Annotated in this window: 13 protein-coding genes and 1 pseudogene; 13 read left to right on the plus strand and 1 reads right to left on the minus strand. The window is 68.3% G+C overall.

The window, feature by feature from the left end; genetic code table 11:
• Nucleotides 1–15 precede the first annotated feature (15 nt).
• The 13 genes and pseudogenes from FFI97_RS06560 to FFI97_RS06625 all read left to right on the plus strand — a co-directional run bounded on the left by FFI97_RS06560 (nt 16) and on the right by FFI97_RS06625 (nt 13,037).
• Nucleotides 16–1,491, plus strand: coding sequence for a M20 family peptidase (locus tag FFI97_RS06560; RefSeq protein ID WP_139701580.1), 1,476 nt, complete (start codon nt 16–18; stop codon nt 1,489–1,491).
• Nucleotides 1,492–1,534: 43 nt separating this feature from the next.
• Nucleotides 1,535–2,710 carry an acetyl-CoA C-acyltransferase gene (locus FFI97_RS06565; protein WP_070060672.1) on the plus strand — a complete coding sequence of 392 codons (1,176 nt, stop codon included), beginning with the start codon at nt 1,535–1,537 and terminating at the stop codon, nt 2,708–2,710.
• A gap of 2 nt (nt 2,711–2,712) precedes the next feature.
• The gene (locus FFI97_RS06570) at nt 2,713–3,192 is read left to right on the plus strand and encodes a PaaI family thioesterase (protein WP_095948561.1); all 480 of its coding nucleotides are present in this window, start codon (nt 2,713–2,715) and stop codon (nt 3,190–3,192) included.
• An 18-nt stretch (nt 3,193–3,210) separates the two neighbouring features.
• Nucleotides 3,211–5,064, plus strand: coding sequence for an acyl-CoA dehydrogenase (locus FFI97_RS06575; protein ID WP_139701579.1), 1,854 nt, complete (start codon nt 3,211–3,213; stop codon nt 5,062–5,064).
• 2 nt (nt 5,065–5,066) lie between these two features.
• A complete protein-coding gene (locus FFI97_RS06580) occupies nt 5,067–5,306 on the plus strand; it encodes a hypothetical protein (RefSeq protein WP_139701578.1) in 240 nt (79 codons plus the stop codon).
• A 20-nt stretch (nt 5,307–5,326) separates the two neighbouring features.
• Entirely contained in the window at nt 5,327–5,629 is a 303-nt protein-coding gene (locus FFI97_RS06585) for a Dabb family protein (RefSeq protein WP_062471343.1), read from the plus strand.
• A gap of 193 nt (nt 5,630–5,822) precedes the next feature.
• Nucleotides 5,823–6,997, plus strand: a pseudogene (locus FFI97_RS06590) (DUF2252 domain-containing protein).
• 70 nt (nt 6,998–7,067) lie between these two features.
• Nucleotides 7,068–7,868, plus strand: coding sequence for an SDR family oxidoreductase (locus FFI97_RS06600; protein WP_139701576.1), 801 nt, complete (start codon nt 7,068–7,070; stop codon nt 7,866–7,868).
• A gap of 1 nt (nt 7,869) precedes the next feature.
• Entirely contained in the window at nt 7,870–8,340 is a 471-nt protein-coding gene (locus FFI97_RS06605; RefSeq protein WP_082817985.1) for a PaaI family thioesterase, read from the plus strand.
• A 24-nt stretch (nt 8,341–8,364) separates the two neighbouring features.
• On the plus strand, nt 8,365–9,381 hold the full coding sequence (locus FFI97_RS06610; RefSeq protein WP_095745324.1) for an NADP-dependent oxidoreductase: 1,017 nt from the start codon (nt 8,365–8,367) through the stop codon (nt 9,379–9,381).
• Nucleotides 9,382–9,412: 31 nt separating this feature from the next.
• On the plus strand, nt 9,413–11,053 hold the full coding sequence (locus FFI97_RS06615) for an isovaleryl-CoA dehydrogenase (RefSeq protein ID WP_139701575.1): 1,641 nt from the start codon (nt 9,413–9,415) through the stop codon (nt 11,051–11,053).
• A 32-nt stretch (nt 11,054–11,085) separates the two neighbouring features.
• The gene (locus tag FFI97_RS06620) at nt 11,086–12,024 is read left to right on the plus strand and encodes a glutathione S-transferase family protein (RefSeq protein WP_139701574.1); all 939 of its coding nucleotides are present in this window, start codon (nt 11,086–11,088) and stop codon (nt 12,022–12,024) included.
• A 107-nt stretch (nt 12,025–12,131) separates the two neighbouring features.
• Nucleotides 12,132–13,037: an SDR family oxidoreductase gene (locus tag FFI97_RS06625; protein WP_062471360.1), complete on the plus strand. Its 906-nt coding sequence runs from the start codon at nt 12,132–12,134 to the stop codon at nt 13,035–13,037.
• Nucleotides 13,038–13,070: 33 nt separating this feature from the next.
• On the opposite strand, the gene FFI97_RS06630 is transcribed toward FFI97_RS06625, so the two are convergent.
• Entirely contained in the window at nt 13,071–13,757 is a 687-nt protein-coding gene (locus FFI97_RS06630) for an FMN-dependent NADH-azoreductase (protein ID WP_139701573.1), read from the minus strand.
• Between the last annotated feature and the right edge of the window lie 81 nt (nt 13,758–13,838).

Consider the following 13,838-nt stretch of genomic DNA (forward strand, 5'->3'; position numbering starts at 1 on the left):
GGATCAAGACCGCCCATGTTGAAACGCATCTTCCTCGGGCTGCTGCTGGTGCTGCTGGCACTGGTGGCGGCCGTGGCGGTCAAGACCTGGACCACGCCATCGCAGCAACTCGCGGTGGCCCCTGCACCGAAGCTCGAGATCGACCTGCAGGCCGCTGCGAAGCGGCTGGCCGGCGCGATTCCGATCCGCACGGTGTCGAGCCTGGACGACCCGGCCGCCAACCTGGCCGAGTTCGACAAGCTGCACGCCTACCTGGCGCAGCAGTACCCGAAGGTCCACGCCACCCTCAAGAAGGAAGTGGTGGGCCAGAAGGCCCTGCTCTACACCTGGACCGGCACCGACGTGCAGGCCAAGCCCATCGCGCTCATGGCGCACCAGGACATGGTGCCCATCGCCCCCGGCACCGAAAAGGCCTGGTCGGTCGATCCTTTCGCGGGCGAGATCAAGGACGGCTTCGTCTGGGGCCGCGGTACGCTCGACAACAAGGGCAACCTGTTTGCGCAGATGGAAGCCATCGAGCTGCTCATCGGCAGCGGCTTCCAGCCGAAGCAGACGGTCTACCTCGTGATGGGCGACGACGAAGAGGTGAGCGGCCTGCGCGGCGCGCAGCCCATCGCCGAACTGCTCAAGTCGCGCGGCGTGAAGCTCGACTGGGTGCTCGACGAAGGCCTGCTCGTGCTCGACGGCGTGCTGCCCGGGCTGAGCAAGCCCGCGGCGCTCATCGGCCTGGCGGAGAAGGGCTACGGCACCTTCTTCCTTTCGCTCGATACCGCGCCCGGCCACTCGTCGATGCCACCGCAAAAGAGCGCCATCGGCCGCATGAGCGCCGCGCTTGCGCGGCTCGAAGCAACGCCGATGCCCGGCGGCATCCAGGGCGTGGCGGGGCAGATGTTCGGCGCGCTTGCGCCCGAGATGGGCGGCGTCAATCGCGTCATGCTGTCGAACCTGTGGCTCACCGAGCCACTGGTGCGCGGCCAGCTCGAGAAGAGCCCGAGCAGCAACGCGATGCTGCGCACGACCACCGCACTGACCATCGTGCGTGCCGGCAACAAGGACAACGTGCTGCCCGGCCGCGCCGAGGCCGCCGTCAACTTCCGCGTGCTGCCCGGCGACACGCTGGCCAGCGTCGAGGCGCACCTGCGCAAGGCGCTGGGCGACGACGACATCAAGATCAAGCCGTACCCCGGCAACTCGGAGCCCTCGCCGGTGTCGCCCACCGACAGCACCGGCTACCGCGCGATCCAGCAGGCGGTGCGCCAGAGCTTCCCCGATGCCGTGGTGGCGCCCGGCCTCATGACCGCCGCCACCGATTCCCGCCACTTCAGCCTCGTGAGCGACGCTGTCTTCCGCTTCTCGCCGTTCCGCGTGAAGAGCGAGGACCTGGCGCGCTTCCATGGCAACAACGAACGCCTGGCCATCTCGAACTACGGCGAGATGATCGGCTTCTATCACCAGCTCCTGAGCAACACCAACGCTGCTCCGGCGCAATGACGACCACACCCTCTTTTCCCTTCCATCTTCAAAGGACCTCACCATGACCAGCGCCGTCATCGTTTCCACCGCCCGCACGCCGCTCGCGAAGAGCTGGAAGGGTGCCTTCAACATGACCCACGGCGCCACGCTGGGCGGCCATGCCGTGCAGCACGCGGTGCAGCGCGCCGGCATCGATCCGGCCTCGGTCGACGACGTCATCATGGGTTGCGCCACGCCTGAAGGCGCCACCGGCTCCAACATCGCGCGCCAGATCGCACTGCGCGCCGGCCTGCCGGTCACCACCTCGGGCATGACCATCAACCGCTTCTGCTCGTCGGGCCTGCAGACCATCGCCACCGCCGCCCAGCGCATCATCGCGGGCGAGGGCGACGTGTACGTGGCCGGCGGCGTCGAGAGCATCTCGTGCGTGCAGAACGAAGCCAACACGCACATGCTGGCCGACCCCTGGCTCGTGAAGCACAAGCCCGAGATCTACTGGAACATGCTGCAGACCGCCGAGCAGGTCGCCAAGCGCTACAACATCGGCCGCGACGCCATGGACGAGTACGGCGCACAGAGCCAGCAGCGCGCCACTGCCGCGCTTGAAGCCGGCCTCTTCAAGGCTGAAATCGCCCCCATCACCGTGCTGGCCGGCGTGGCCGACCCCGTGATGGGCCTGCGCACCAAGGAAGTCACGATCGAGAACGACGAAGGCATCCGCCCCGGCACCACCAAGGAAGGCATCAGCGGCATCCGCTCGGCCATGCCCGGTGGCCTGATCTCGGCCGGCAACGCCAGCCAGTTCTCGGACGGCGGCGGCGCCTGCGTGGTGGTCGACGAGAAGTACGCCCAGCAGAAGGGCCTGAAGCCCCTGGGCCGTTTCCTCGGCTTCGCCGTGGCCGGCTGCGAGCCCGACGAAATGGGCATCGGCCCGGTCTTCGCCATTCCCAAGGTGCTCAAGCGCCTGGGCCTCACGGTCAACGACATCGACCTGTGGGAGCTGAACGAAGCCTTCGCCGTGCAGGTCATCTACTGCCGCGACAAGCTGGGCATTCCGGGCGACCGCCTGAACGTCAACGGCGGCGCCATCGCCGTGGGCCACCCCTACGGCGTGAGCGGCCAGCGCCTGACGGGCCACGCGCTCATCGAAGGCAAGCGCCGCGGCGCCAAGAAGGTCGTGGTCACGATGTGCATCGGCGGCGGCATGGGCGCTGCGGGCGTGTTCGAGGTCCTGTAACCATGTCCGGCTTGGGCAATGACCAGGAGGTCTCGCCCGAAGCCGTCCTGGCCTACGGCCGCAGCGTGCTGGCCGCGCAGCCCTTCAGCGTGCTGATCGGCGCCGAGCTGCATGCGCTCGCGCCGGGCCATGCAGAGCTCCAGCTGCCGCTCGGCGCGCAGCTGAAGCAGCAGCACGGTTTCGCCCATGGCGGCATCGTGAGCTACATGGCCGACAACGCGCTGACCTTTGCAGGCGGCAGTGCCTTGCGCGTGCCGGTCGTGACCTCCGAATTCAAGATCAACTACGTGCGGCCCGCCATCGGCCAGCGGCTGATTGCGCGCGCCCGGGCCGTGCACACCGGTAGCTCGCAGGCCGTGTGCACCTGCGAGGTGGTGGCGGTGGCCGACGACGGCACCGAGAAGCTCTGCGCACTGGCGCAGGGCACCATCGCCAAGCTGCCCGATTCCCCGAAGAAGACTTCGTCGCCCGCGAAGTCGTAGCCTGAAGAAGACATCACCATGAGCCTGCGTCCCACCCTCGACTTTCTGCTCTACGACTGGCTCGACGCCGAGAAGCTCAACCAGAGCGAGCGTTTTGCCGACCACTCGCGCGAGACCTTCGACGCCGTGCTCGACACCTGCGAGCGCATCGCGCGCGAAAAGTACGCGCCGTTCAACCGCACCGTCGACACGCAGGAGCCGCATTTCGATGGCGAGAAGGTCATCCTGCCGCAGGCCACGCACGATGCGCACAAGGCCTTCGTCGAGTCCGGGATGATGAGCGCCGCGCAAGACTACGAGATCGGCGGCATGCAGCTGCCGTACACGGTGCAGGCCGCGGCCAACAGCTTCTTCGCGATGGCCTCGGTGAGCATCGGCTCGAACATGCTCACCAGCGGCAACGCCAACCTGCTCATGGTGCACGGCACCGAGATGCAGAAAGAGGTGTTTGCCAAGAACGAATTTTCGGGCCGCTGGGCGGGCACGATGTGCCTGTCGGAGCCCCAGGCGGGCTCTTCGCTGAGCGACGTGGCCACGCGCGCCGTGCCCGATGGCGCCGACTTTCAAAACGACCCGCTGGGCCCGCGCTATCGGCTCACCGGCAACAAGATGTGGATCTCGGCCGGCGACCACGAGCTGACCGAGAACATCGTGCACATCGTGCTGGCCAAGATCCCTGACGAGAACGGCAAGCTCATTCCCGGCACGCGCGGCATTTCGCTCTTCATCGTGCCCAAGCGCATGGTGGACACGCAGGGCGAGCTCACCGGCGAGCGCAACGACGTGGCGCTGGCCGGCCTGAACCACAAGCTCGGCTGGCGCGGCACCACCAACACGCTGCTGAACTTCGGCGAAGGCAAGTACCCGGTCGGCGGCAAGGCCGGCGCGGTGGGCTACCTGGTCGGCGCGCCCGGCAAGGGCCTGCACTGCATGTTCCACATGATGAACGAGGCCCGCATCGGCGTCGGCACCGCCGCCACCATGCTCGGCATGGCTGGCTACTACGCCTCGCTCGACTACGCCAAGAGCCGCCCGCAGGGCCGGCTGGTGAAGAAACCCGAAGCCGCCGGCGCCGCCGTGGCCAAGGACTCGGCCGCGCCGCAGGTGCGCATCATCGAGCACGCCGACGTGCGCCGCATGCTGCTCGCCCAGAAGGCGTACTGCGAAGGCGCACTGGCGCTGGAGCTGTACTGCGCCCGCCTGGTCGACACGCAGAAGACCGGCGACGCCGCGCAGGCCGACGACGCCCGCCTGCTGCTGGAGGTGCTCACGCCCATCGCCAAGAGCTGGCCCAGCGAGTGGTGCCTGGAGGCGAATTCGCTGGCGATCCAGGTGCACGGCGGCTACGGCTACACGCGCGACTTCCCGGTGGAGCAGTACTGGCGCGACAACCGCCTGAACATGATCCACGAGGGCACGCACGGCATCCAGGCGGCCGACCTGCTGGGCCGCAAGGTGCTGATGGAAAAGGGCCGCGGCCTGCAGCTGCTGGCCGGGCGCGTCACCGAAACCATCGGCCGCGCGGCCAAGGTGCCTGCGCTGGCGCCGCATGCCAAGGCGCTGGGCGCCGCGCTGCAGCGCATCGGCAGCGCCACGGAGGCCGCCTGGTCCACCGGCGACCCGGCCGACGCGCTGGCCAACGCCGTGCCCTACATGCAGGCCTTCGGCCACACCGTGCTGGCCTGGCTTTGGCTCGACGTGGCGCTGCGGGCCCTGGAAATCGACGCACAGAAGGCGAGGGCGGTAACAGCTGGCAAGATCGGCGCCACGGACTATTTCTTCCACTACGAGCTGCCGAAAATCGGTGCCTGGCTCCAGGTGGTCGAAACCCGTGACCCGACCTGTACCGCTTTGCCCGAGGACGCTTTCTGACAATGGCCAACGCCGCCCCGAACTCACCCCCGCCCGCCGCCCAACCGCCGAAACCACCCAAGCCGCATGCGCGGCTCGAGAAGTGGATCTGGATCCTGATCTACGGCGGCCTGTTCCTCGTGATCCTGGGCATCGCCACGGGCCGCACCGAGCCCGCGCTGGGCTGGTCGATGGCCGTGCCCGGCGTCGTGGTCGCCGCGGTGGGCGTCGTGCTCATCTACGTGCGTTCGCGGCTCAAGTAAGAACAAGGCAAGGACCGACCATGCTCAAGCACATCGTGATGTGGAAGTTCAAGGAGCACGCCGAGGGCGCCGACAAGGCGACCAACCTGCTCAAGGCCAAGGCGCTGCTCGATGCCTGCGCGACGCTTTCGCCCGGCACGCACCGTTTCGAGGTGGTCATTGCCCAGCCCGGGCTCGAGGCCACCTACGACCTGATCCTGAACTCGGAATTCACCGACGCCGCCGCGCTGGCGGCCTATGCGGACCATCCGCAGCACGTGGCGCTCAAGCCTTTCATCGGCGCCGTGCGCGAAGCCCGCCAGTGCATGGACTATGAGCTCTGAACCCCACGCGCCCGACGCCACGGCCTCACCGGCCGAGCGGCGGGCGTTCGGCCGTGCGCAGCGCCAGCGCTGTGCGCTCGGCCAGTGGGCGCAGGTGCCCCAGCCCGACGCGGGCGACCGCGATCCGCTCGGCTGGCTGAAGGCGTCCAACCGCGGCCGCGTGCCCGAGCTGGTGCCGGTGCGCCACGGCCGCATGCTGGTCAGCCCCTTCACGTTCTACCGCGGCGCCGCCAGCCTGATGGCGAACGACCTCGCCAGGCTGCCGCACAGTGGCATCGCGACGCAGCTGTGCGGCGATGCGCACCTCGCGAACTTCGGCTTCTTTGCCAGCCCCGAGCGCGCGCTGGTCTTCGACATCAACGATTTCGACGAAACCCTGCAGGGGCCCTTCGACTGGGACGTGCGCCGGCTGGCCACCTCGTTCGTGGTGGCCGCGCGCGACCGGGGTTTCAAGCCGCGCATCGGGCGCGAGGCCGTGCAGCAGCTGGCCGAGGCGTACCGCGACCGCATGCGGGCCTTCGCGCGCATGGACACGCTGGAGGCCTGGTACGCGCGGCTCACGTCGCAAACCCTGCTGAAGCTCGGCGCCGAAGACGCGACCGAGCTCGCGGTCATCAAGAAGGCGCGCCGCAGCACCTCGCGCGTGTTCGCCGACAGCGCAACCGAGACGGTCGACGGCCGCCTCATGATCCGCGACCAGCCGCCTTTCGTGTACCACGACGCTCGTGCGACCGCGCGGGAAATCAAGCGCTTCCGCGCCGGGCTGCCGGCCTTCCTGGCGCAGTACCGCGCCAGCCTGCCGCCCGAGCGCCAGCGGCTGTTCGACCGCTACGAGCTGCACGACGTCGCGGTGCTCACGCCCGGCGCTGCTTCCTGCTGCTGTTCGTGGCCGACCGCGCGCATCCGCTGTTCCTGCAGTGCAAGGAGGCCGGCGAGTCGGTGCTCGAAGCCCCGCTGGGCGCGGCACCGGACACAGCGTCGCCGGGCCAGCGCGTGGTGCAGGGCCAGCGGCTCGCACAGGCCGCCAGTGACGTCTTCCTGGGCTGGGCCCAGGGACCGGGCGGGCGCGGCTTCTACGTGCGGCAGCTGCGCGACATGAAGGCCTCCTACAAGCTCGAGGACTTCAAGCCGGTCGACCTGCTCGAGTTCGCCGAGGCCTGCGGCTACAGCCTGGCCCGCGCGCATGCCAAGGGCGGCGACGCCTGGGCCATCGACGGCTACCTGGGGCGTTCCAGGAGCTTCAACACGGCGCTCGCCGATTTCGCCGAAGGCTATGCAGACGTGAACCAGGCCGACTGGCGCCGGCTGAAAAAAGCCGTGGCCGCCGGCAAGGCCGCCGCCGTCGAGGCCGACGACACCGCGTCCTGACGGCCCGAAGCCACCGCCTCCAGCGTCAACGCAACCCTCTTCTTTCATCATCCACACCGGAGACACCGACATGACGAAGCCCCGCACCACCCAACAGCTGTTCGACCTCACGGGTCAGACGGCGCTCATCACCGGCGGCTCGCGCGGCCTGGGCCTGCAGATGGCCCATGCGCTCGGCGAAGCCGGCGCGAAGCTCATGCTGAGCTCGCGCAAGGCCGACGACCTGGAACAGGCTGCCGCCGAGCTGCAGGCCGCCGGCATCGACGCGCGCTGGATCGCCGCCGACTGCTCGAAAGAAGAAGACACCCGCCGCCTGGCCGACGAGACCCTGCAGCGCATGGGCGGCGTCGACATCCTCATCAACAACGCCGGTGCCAGCTGGGGTTCGCCGGCCGAGAGCCACCCGGTCGAGGCCTGGGACAAGGTGATGAACCTCAACGTGCGCGGCTACTTCATCCTGGCGCAGCAGGTTGCCAACGGCTACATGATCCCGAAGAAGCGCGGGCGCATCATCAACATCGCCTCGATCGCGGGCCTGAACGGCAACCCGCCCGGCATGCAGACGCTGGCCTACAACACCTCGAAGACCGCGGTGATCGGCTTCACCAAGACGCTGGCCGCCGAATGGGGCAAGTACAACATCAACGTGAACGCGATCTGCCCGGGCTTCTTCATGACGAAGATGGCCGCCGGCCTGATCAAGACCCTGGGCGAAGAGCACATGGCCGCCTCGGCGCCCCTGGGCCGCCTGGGCGACGACGAAGACCTGAAGGGCCTGACGCTGCTGTACGCGAGCGACGCCGGCAAGCACATCACCGGCCAGTGGGTCGCGGTCGATGGCGGCGTGAGCGTGGTGCTGGGTGCGGCCTGACATGTCCGATTCGCCTGAAAAGTCCAGCGACATCAACATCCGCTCGTACACGAGCCAGATTCCGTTCGCGCGCCACCTCGGCTTCGAGCTCACGAAGTTCGAGGACGGCCAGTCCGAGATCATCTACACCGCCAAGCCCGAGCACCTGAACACCTTCGACGTGACGCACGGCGGCGCCTGCATGACGCTGCTCGACATCGCCATGGCGGCCGCTGCGCGCAGCGTGGCGCCCGAGACCGGCGTGGTCACCATCGAGATGAAGACCAGCTTCATGCAACCGTCGGTCGGCCCGCTGCACGCACGCGGCACGCTGCTGCATCGCACCGCGACGCTGGCCTTCACCGAGGCCAAGATCTACGACGAGCAGGAGCGCGTGTGCGCCCATGCCACCGGCACCTTCAAGTACGTGAAGCGCCGGCTGCCGACCGGCCCCGCGAGCGCGAACGCGATGCGTCCGCCATCCACCGACTGACACCCCATTTCCCCGGAGACTTTCATGCCCACCAACAAGCAGATCCACCTCGACAACCGCCCCGAGGGCGAAGCCACGGCCAGCAACTTCAAGCTGGTGACTGTCGAGACGCCCGCGCTCGCCGACAACCAGGTGCTGGTGCGCCACCACTACATGAGCCTCGATCCGTACATGCGTGGGCGCATGAACGACGCGAAGAGCTACGCGCAGCCGCAACCCGTGGGCCAGGTGTTCCAGGGCGGCACGGTCGGCGAAGTGGTCGAGAGCAAGCACCCCAAGTTCGCCGTGGGCGACAAGGTCGTCGGCTTCGGCGGCTGGCAGGAATACAGCGTGGTCGATGCCTCGCAGCCCGGCGCGCTGAAGAAGGTCGACACCACGCACGTGCCGCTGTCGCACTACCTCGGCGCCGTGGGCATGCCCGGCGTGACGGCCTGGTATGGCCTCGTGAAGATCATCGCGCCCAAGGCCGGTGAAACCGTGGTCATCACCGCCGCCAGCGGCGCCGTGGGCAGCGCCTTCGGCGCGCTGGCCAAGGCGCGCGGCTGCCGCGTGGTCGGCATCGCGGGCGGCCCCGACAAGTGCAAGTACGTGACCGACGAGCTTGGCTTCGACGCCTGCATCGACTACCGCCAGCACCCCGACGTGAAGACCATGAGCGCCGCGCTCAAGGAAGCCTGCCCGAACGGCATCGACGGCTACTTCGAGAACGTCGGCGGCTACATCTTCGACGCCGTGCTGCTGCGCACCAACGCCTTTGCGCGCGTGGCACTGTGCGGAATGATCGCGGGCTACGACGGCCAGCCGCTGCCGCTGGCGAACCCGGCGCTGATCCTCATCAACCGCCTGAAGATCGAGGGCTTCATCGTCAGCGAGCACATGGAAGTGTGGCCCGAGGCGCTGACCGAACTCGGCACGCTGGTGGGCACGGGCAAGCTCAAGCCGCGCGAGTCGATCGCGCAGGGCATCGAATCCGCCCCTGAAGCCTTCCTGGGTTTGCTCAAGGGCAAGAATTTCGGCAAACAACTGGTCAAGCTGATCTGATGCACTGAAACGCACGGCAAGGAGGCCGGTCATGGACACGACGCACGAGGTCTTCAACCAGCCCACGCCGCTGGTCGACTACAACCTCTTCGACACCCACCGCCCCCTGCGCGATGCGCTGAAATTCAACGCGCCCACGCTGCAGACCACGCAGCTGCACGAACTGGGCGCCACCCTCGGCTCGGCCGCCATGCAGACGCATGCGCGGCTGGCCAACATCCACACGCCCGAACTCCACACGCACGACCGCTTCGGCCGTCGCATCGACGAGGTGGAGTTCCATCCGAGCTACCACGCGTTGATGACCGCCGCGGTCGGCGCGGGCCTGCACGGCACGCCGTGGACCGGCACATCCGCCTCGCCGCACGTGCTGCGCGCAGCAGGCTTCATGCTCTTCACCGAGCTGGAGCTGTCCATCCTGTGCCCGATCTCGATGACTTACGCCGTCACGCCCGCCTTGCGCGGCAACGCGGGCGTGCATGCCGACTGGGGCCCGAAGCTCGCCAGCCTCTGGTACGACCCCGCGCTCAAGCCGTTGAACGACAAGCCCGGCGTGACCATGGGCATGGGCATGACCGAGAAGCAGGGCGGCTCCGACGTGCGGGCCAACACCACGCAGGCCGTGCGCGACGGCAGCGACGCCTGGGGCGAGCGCTACGCGATCACGGGCCACAAGTGGTTCTTCTCGGCGCCGATGTGCGATGCCTTCCTCATCCTCGCGCAGGCGCCGGCCGGGCTGTCGTGCTTCTTCCTGCCGCGCGTGCTGCCCGATGGCACGCGCAATGCCATCCACATCCAGCGCCTGAAGGACAAGCTCGGCAACAAGGCCAACGCCAGCTCCGAGGTCGAGTTCCACGGCGCCAGTGCCTGGCTCGTGGGCGAGGAGGGCCGCGGCATTCCGCAGATCCTCGAGATGGGCACGATGACGCGGCTCGACTGCTCGCTCGGCACCAGCGGCCTCATGCGCCAGGCGCTGGGCATCGCGCTGAACCACACGGCGCAGCGCCAGGCTTTCGGCAAGCCGCTGGTCGAACAGCCGCTCATGAAGAACGTGCTGGCCGACCTGGCGCTCGAAAGCGAAGCCGCCACCGCCCTGGCCATTCGTCTGGCCCGCGCTTTCGACCAGCAAAGCGACGAACACGAGCGCCTGATGGCGCGCCTGCTCACGCCGGTCGCCAAGTTCTGGATCTGCAAGCGCGGCAGCCACTTCGCGCAGGAGGCCATGGAGTGCCTGGGCGGCAACGGCTACGTGGAAGAGGGCGGCGAGGGCATCCTCGCGCGCATCTACCGCGAGATGCCGCTCAACTCCATCTGGGAGGGCGCCGGCAACATCATGGCGCTCGACCTGCTGCGCGGCCTGCGCAAGGGCGACGCCGTGGCCGCGCTGGCGCACGAGCTGGCCCCCGCGCGCGGCCAGCAGGCCGCCCTCGACCGCCTGGCCGACGCCTTGCCCGCACGCATCGAGGCCATGGCCTCCGAGACCGAGGCACGCCGCCTCGCACAAGATGTGGCGCTGGCTGTGCAGGCCGCCTTGCTGGTGCAGACCGCGCCCGCCGCCGTGGCCGATGCCTTCTGCGCCTCGCGCCTGGGCGGCGACTGGGGCCAGGCCTTCGGCACGCTGGGCGCGGGCACCGATTTCGATTCGATCATCCAGCGGGCGCAGCCGCGCTGAGCCCCGACAAGAACACCTCCACGAAAGACACCATGGCCGACCTCATCCTCCACCACTACACCACCTCGCCGTTCTCGGAAAAGGTGCGCACGATCCTCGGCGCGAAGAAGCTGCCGTGGAAGTCGGTCTTCATTCCGCCGATCATGCCGAAGCCCGACGTGGAGGTGCTCACGGGCGGCTACCGCAAGACGCCGTTCCTGCAGATCGGCGCCGACATGTACTGCGACAGCGCGCTCATCGCCGACGTGCTGGAGCACCTGCAGCCCGAGCCCACGCTCTACCCGCAGCCCGAGAAGGGCATGTCGCGCATCCTCGCGCAGTGGGCCGACACCTCGCTGTTCTGGGCCGCGATGGCCTGGAGCCTGCAGCCCAAGGGCGCCGCCGAGGTGTTCGCCAAGGCGCCGCCCGAAGCCCTCAAGGCCTTCGGCGAAGACCGCGGCAAGATGAGCGCCGGCAACATGACGCGCCTGCGCCCGGCCGACGCCACCGGCGCCTACAAGTCGTACCTGCGCCGCCTGTCCGACATGCTCGACGACAAGCCCTTCCTGCTGGGCGAAGTGCCGTGCATCGCCGACTTCTCGGCCTACCACCCGCTGTGGTACACGCGCCGCATCGAGGCGGTGAAGGGCATCCTCGATCTGACGCCCGCGGTGCTCGACTGGATGGACCGCATGGCGGCCATCGGCCACGGCACCTCGTCGAAGTTCTCCAGCGACGAGGCCATCGCCGTCGCCAAGGCCGCCACGCCGCACACGCTGCTGACCGACAGCACCTTCCAGGACGACCACGGCATTGCGCTGGGCAGTGCCGTCACCATCCGCGCCGAGAGCTTCGGCCTCGAAGAGACGGCGGGCACGCTGGTGGCTGCCACGCGCACCCACTACACGCTGGAGCGCAGCAGCGAGCGCACGGGCACGGTGCATGTGCACTTTCCGCGCATCGGGTATGTGTTGAAGAAAGCAGAGGCCTGATGAGCGAAAGATCCGCGTGCGACGGGCACCTTCGTGACTGCGCCGGCGCGCGTTCCGTATTTCAATAGGGGCTTCCGCTTCAACGTCAGAGACAAGGACACCGGCAAATGATCCAGGACTTCAAGGGCAAGACCGCCGTACTCACCGGCGCAGGCTCGGGCTTCGGCCTCGAATGCGCGCGCATCGGCGCCGCCCGCGGCATGAACCTCGTGCTGGTCGACGTGCAGCAGGACGCACTCGACAAGGCCAAGGCAGAAATGGAAGCCCTGGGCGTCCAGGTGCTGGCGCGCAAGGTCGACGTGTCCGACGCGGCCCAGATGGAAGCGCTGGCCGCTGCCGTCAAGGAGCGCTTCGGCGCGCCGCACTTCGTGTTCAACAACGCCGGCGTGGGCGCCGGTGGCCTGGTGTGGGAAAACACCGTGGCCGACTGGGAATGGGTGTTGGGCGTCGACCTGTGGGGCGTGATCCACGGCGTGCGCCTGTTCACGCCGATGATGCTCGAGGCCGCCGCCAAGGACCCGAGCTACCGCGGCCACATCACCAACACCGCCAGCATGGCCGGCCTGCTCACGCCGCCCAACATGGGCATCTACAACGCGGCCAAGGCCGCCGTCGTGAGCCTGACCGAAACCATGTACCAGGACCTGAACCTGGTCACCGACCAGATCGGCGCCAGCCTGCTGTGCCCGTACTTCGTGCCCACCGGCATCACGAGCAGCGAGCGCAACCGCCCGAACGCACCGAAGGACACCGAGCTCACCAAGAGCCAGCTCATCGGCCAGGCCATGAGCAACAAGGCGGTGAGCAGCGGCAAGATCACGGCCGCCGAGGTGGCGCACAAGGTGTTCGAAGCCATCAGCGACAACCAGTTCTACGTGTTCAGCCACCCCAAGGCGCTGGGCAACGTGAAGAGCCGCATGGAGAACATCGTGTCGATCACCAACCCGGCCGACCCGTTCCTCGAGCGCCCCGAGATCGGCCAGAAGCTGCGCGAGCAACTCCGTTCCGCCTGATCCCTTCCTGAGGCGGCCCCTCGCGGGCCGCCTTCAGCCGGCCTGCACCTTCGCCTGCAGGTCGCGCACCAATTGATCGATGCCCGACAGCGCCTCGGCCATCGAACGTTCCAGCAGGTCGCCGCGGTCTTCCGCATGCTCGACCGCGATGTCGTGCACCTCGCGCAGCCCGACCAGGCCCAGCGCGGCCTTCACGCCCGGCACCAGGAAATTCAGATGCGCCTGCATGCCGCCGGGCCCGAAGCCGCTGCTGCCGTGCGCGGTGAGCAGCACCGTGCGGCGCGGGCGCTCGGCCAGCAGCGGCACGTAGGGGTCGTCCAGGCTCGGGTCCATGTCGAAGGTCTCGCCGACGCGCACGATGTTGTCGATCCACGCCTTCACGGTGGCCGGGGCGCTGTAGTTGTACATGGGCGTGCCCATGACGATCACGTCGGCGCGGCGCAGCTCGGCAATGAAGGTGTCGCTTTCGGCCAGCACCTCGTGCATCCAGGGTTCGCGCGCTTCGGCGGGCGTGTAGGCGCTGTGGATCCAGTCGCCGGTGACCGCCTGCGGCGGCGCGATGCCGAAGTCACGGTAGATCACCTCGTCCTGCGGGCGGGCCGCCTGCCAGGTGCTGACGAAGTGGTGGCTCAGGCGGCGCGAATGCGAGCCGTGGACGACCGAGCCCGAACGGCCGGAACGGGGGCTGGCATCGATGTGGAGCAGGGTGGTGGTGGTCATGGCGTGGTCCTCGGTTGGATGAAGGGAATTCAGCTGTCTGCTTGACACGGTTCCCAATCTATCGAAGCATCCGTGGCCGGA

It is taken from the genome of Variovorax sp. KBS0712 (genome assembly GCF_006323185.2).
Taxonomy (GTDB): Bacteria; Pseudomonadota; Gammaproteobacteria; order Burkholderiales; family Burkholderiaceae_C; genus Variovorax; species Variovorax boronicumulans.

Bases quoted from the DNA above. Each gene is read 5' to 3' on its own strand.
- FFI97_RS06560 (WP_139701580.1), top strand. From the start codon at position 16: ATGTTGAAACGCATCTTCCTCGGGCTGCTGCTGGTGCTGCTGGCACTG.
- FFI97_RS06565 (WP_070060672.1), top strand. From the start codon at position 1,535: ATGACCAGCGCCGTCATCGTTTCCACCGCCCGCACGCCGCTCGCGAAG.
- FFI97_RS06570 (WP_095948561.1), top strand. From the start codon at position 2,713: ATGTCCGGCTTGGGCAATGACCAGGAGGTCTCGCCCGAAGCCGTCCTG.
- FFI97_RS06575 (WP_139701579.1), top strand. From the start codon at position 3,211: ATGAGCCTGCGTCCCACCCTCGACTTTCTGCTCTACGACTGGCTCGAC.
- FFI97_RS06580 (WP_139701578.1), top strand. From the start codon at position 5,067: ATGGCCAACGCCGCCCCGAACTCACCCCCGCCCGCCGCCCAACCGCCG.
- FFI97_RS06585 (WP_062471343.1), top strand. From the start codon at position 5,327: ATGCTCAAGCACATCGTGATGTGGAAGTTCAAGGAGCACGCCGAGGGC.
- FFI97_RS06600 (WP_139701576.1), top strand. From the start codon at position 7,068: ATGACGAAGCCCCGCACCACCCAACAGCTGTTCGACCTCACGGGTCAG.
- FFI97_RS06605 (WP_082817985.1), top strand. From the start codon at position 7,870: ATGTCCGATTCGCCTGAAAAGTCCAGCGACATCAACATCCGCTCGTAC.
- FFI97_RS06610 (WP_095745324.1), top strand. From the start codon at position 8,365: ATGCCCACCAACAAGCAGATCCACCTCGACAACCGCCCCGAGGGCGAA.
- FFI97_RS06615 (WP_139701575.1), top strand. From the start codon at position 9,413: ATGGACACGACGCACGAGGTCTTCAACCAGCCCACGCCGCTGGTCGAC.
- FFI97_RS06620 (WP_139701574.1), top strand. From the start codon at position 11,086: ATGGCCGACCTCATCCTCCACCACTACACCACCTCGCCGTTCTCGGAA.
- FFI97_RS06625 (WP_062471360.1), top strand. From the start codon at position 12,132: ATGATCCAGGACTTCAAGGGCAAGACCGCCGTACTCACCGGCGCAGGC.
- FFI97_RS06630 (WP_139701573.1), bottom strand. From the start codon at position 13,757: ATGACCACCACCACCCTGCTCCACATCGATGCCAGCCCCCGTTCCGGC.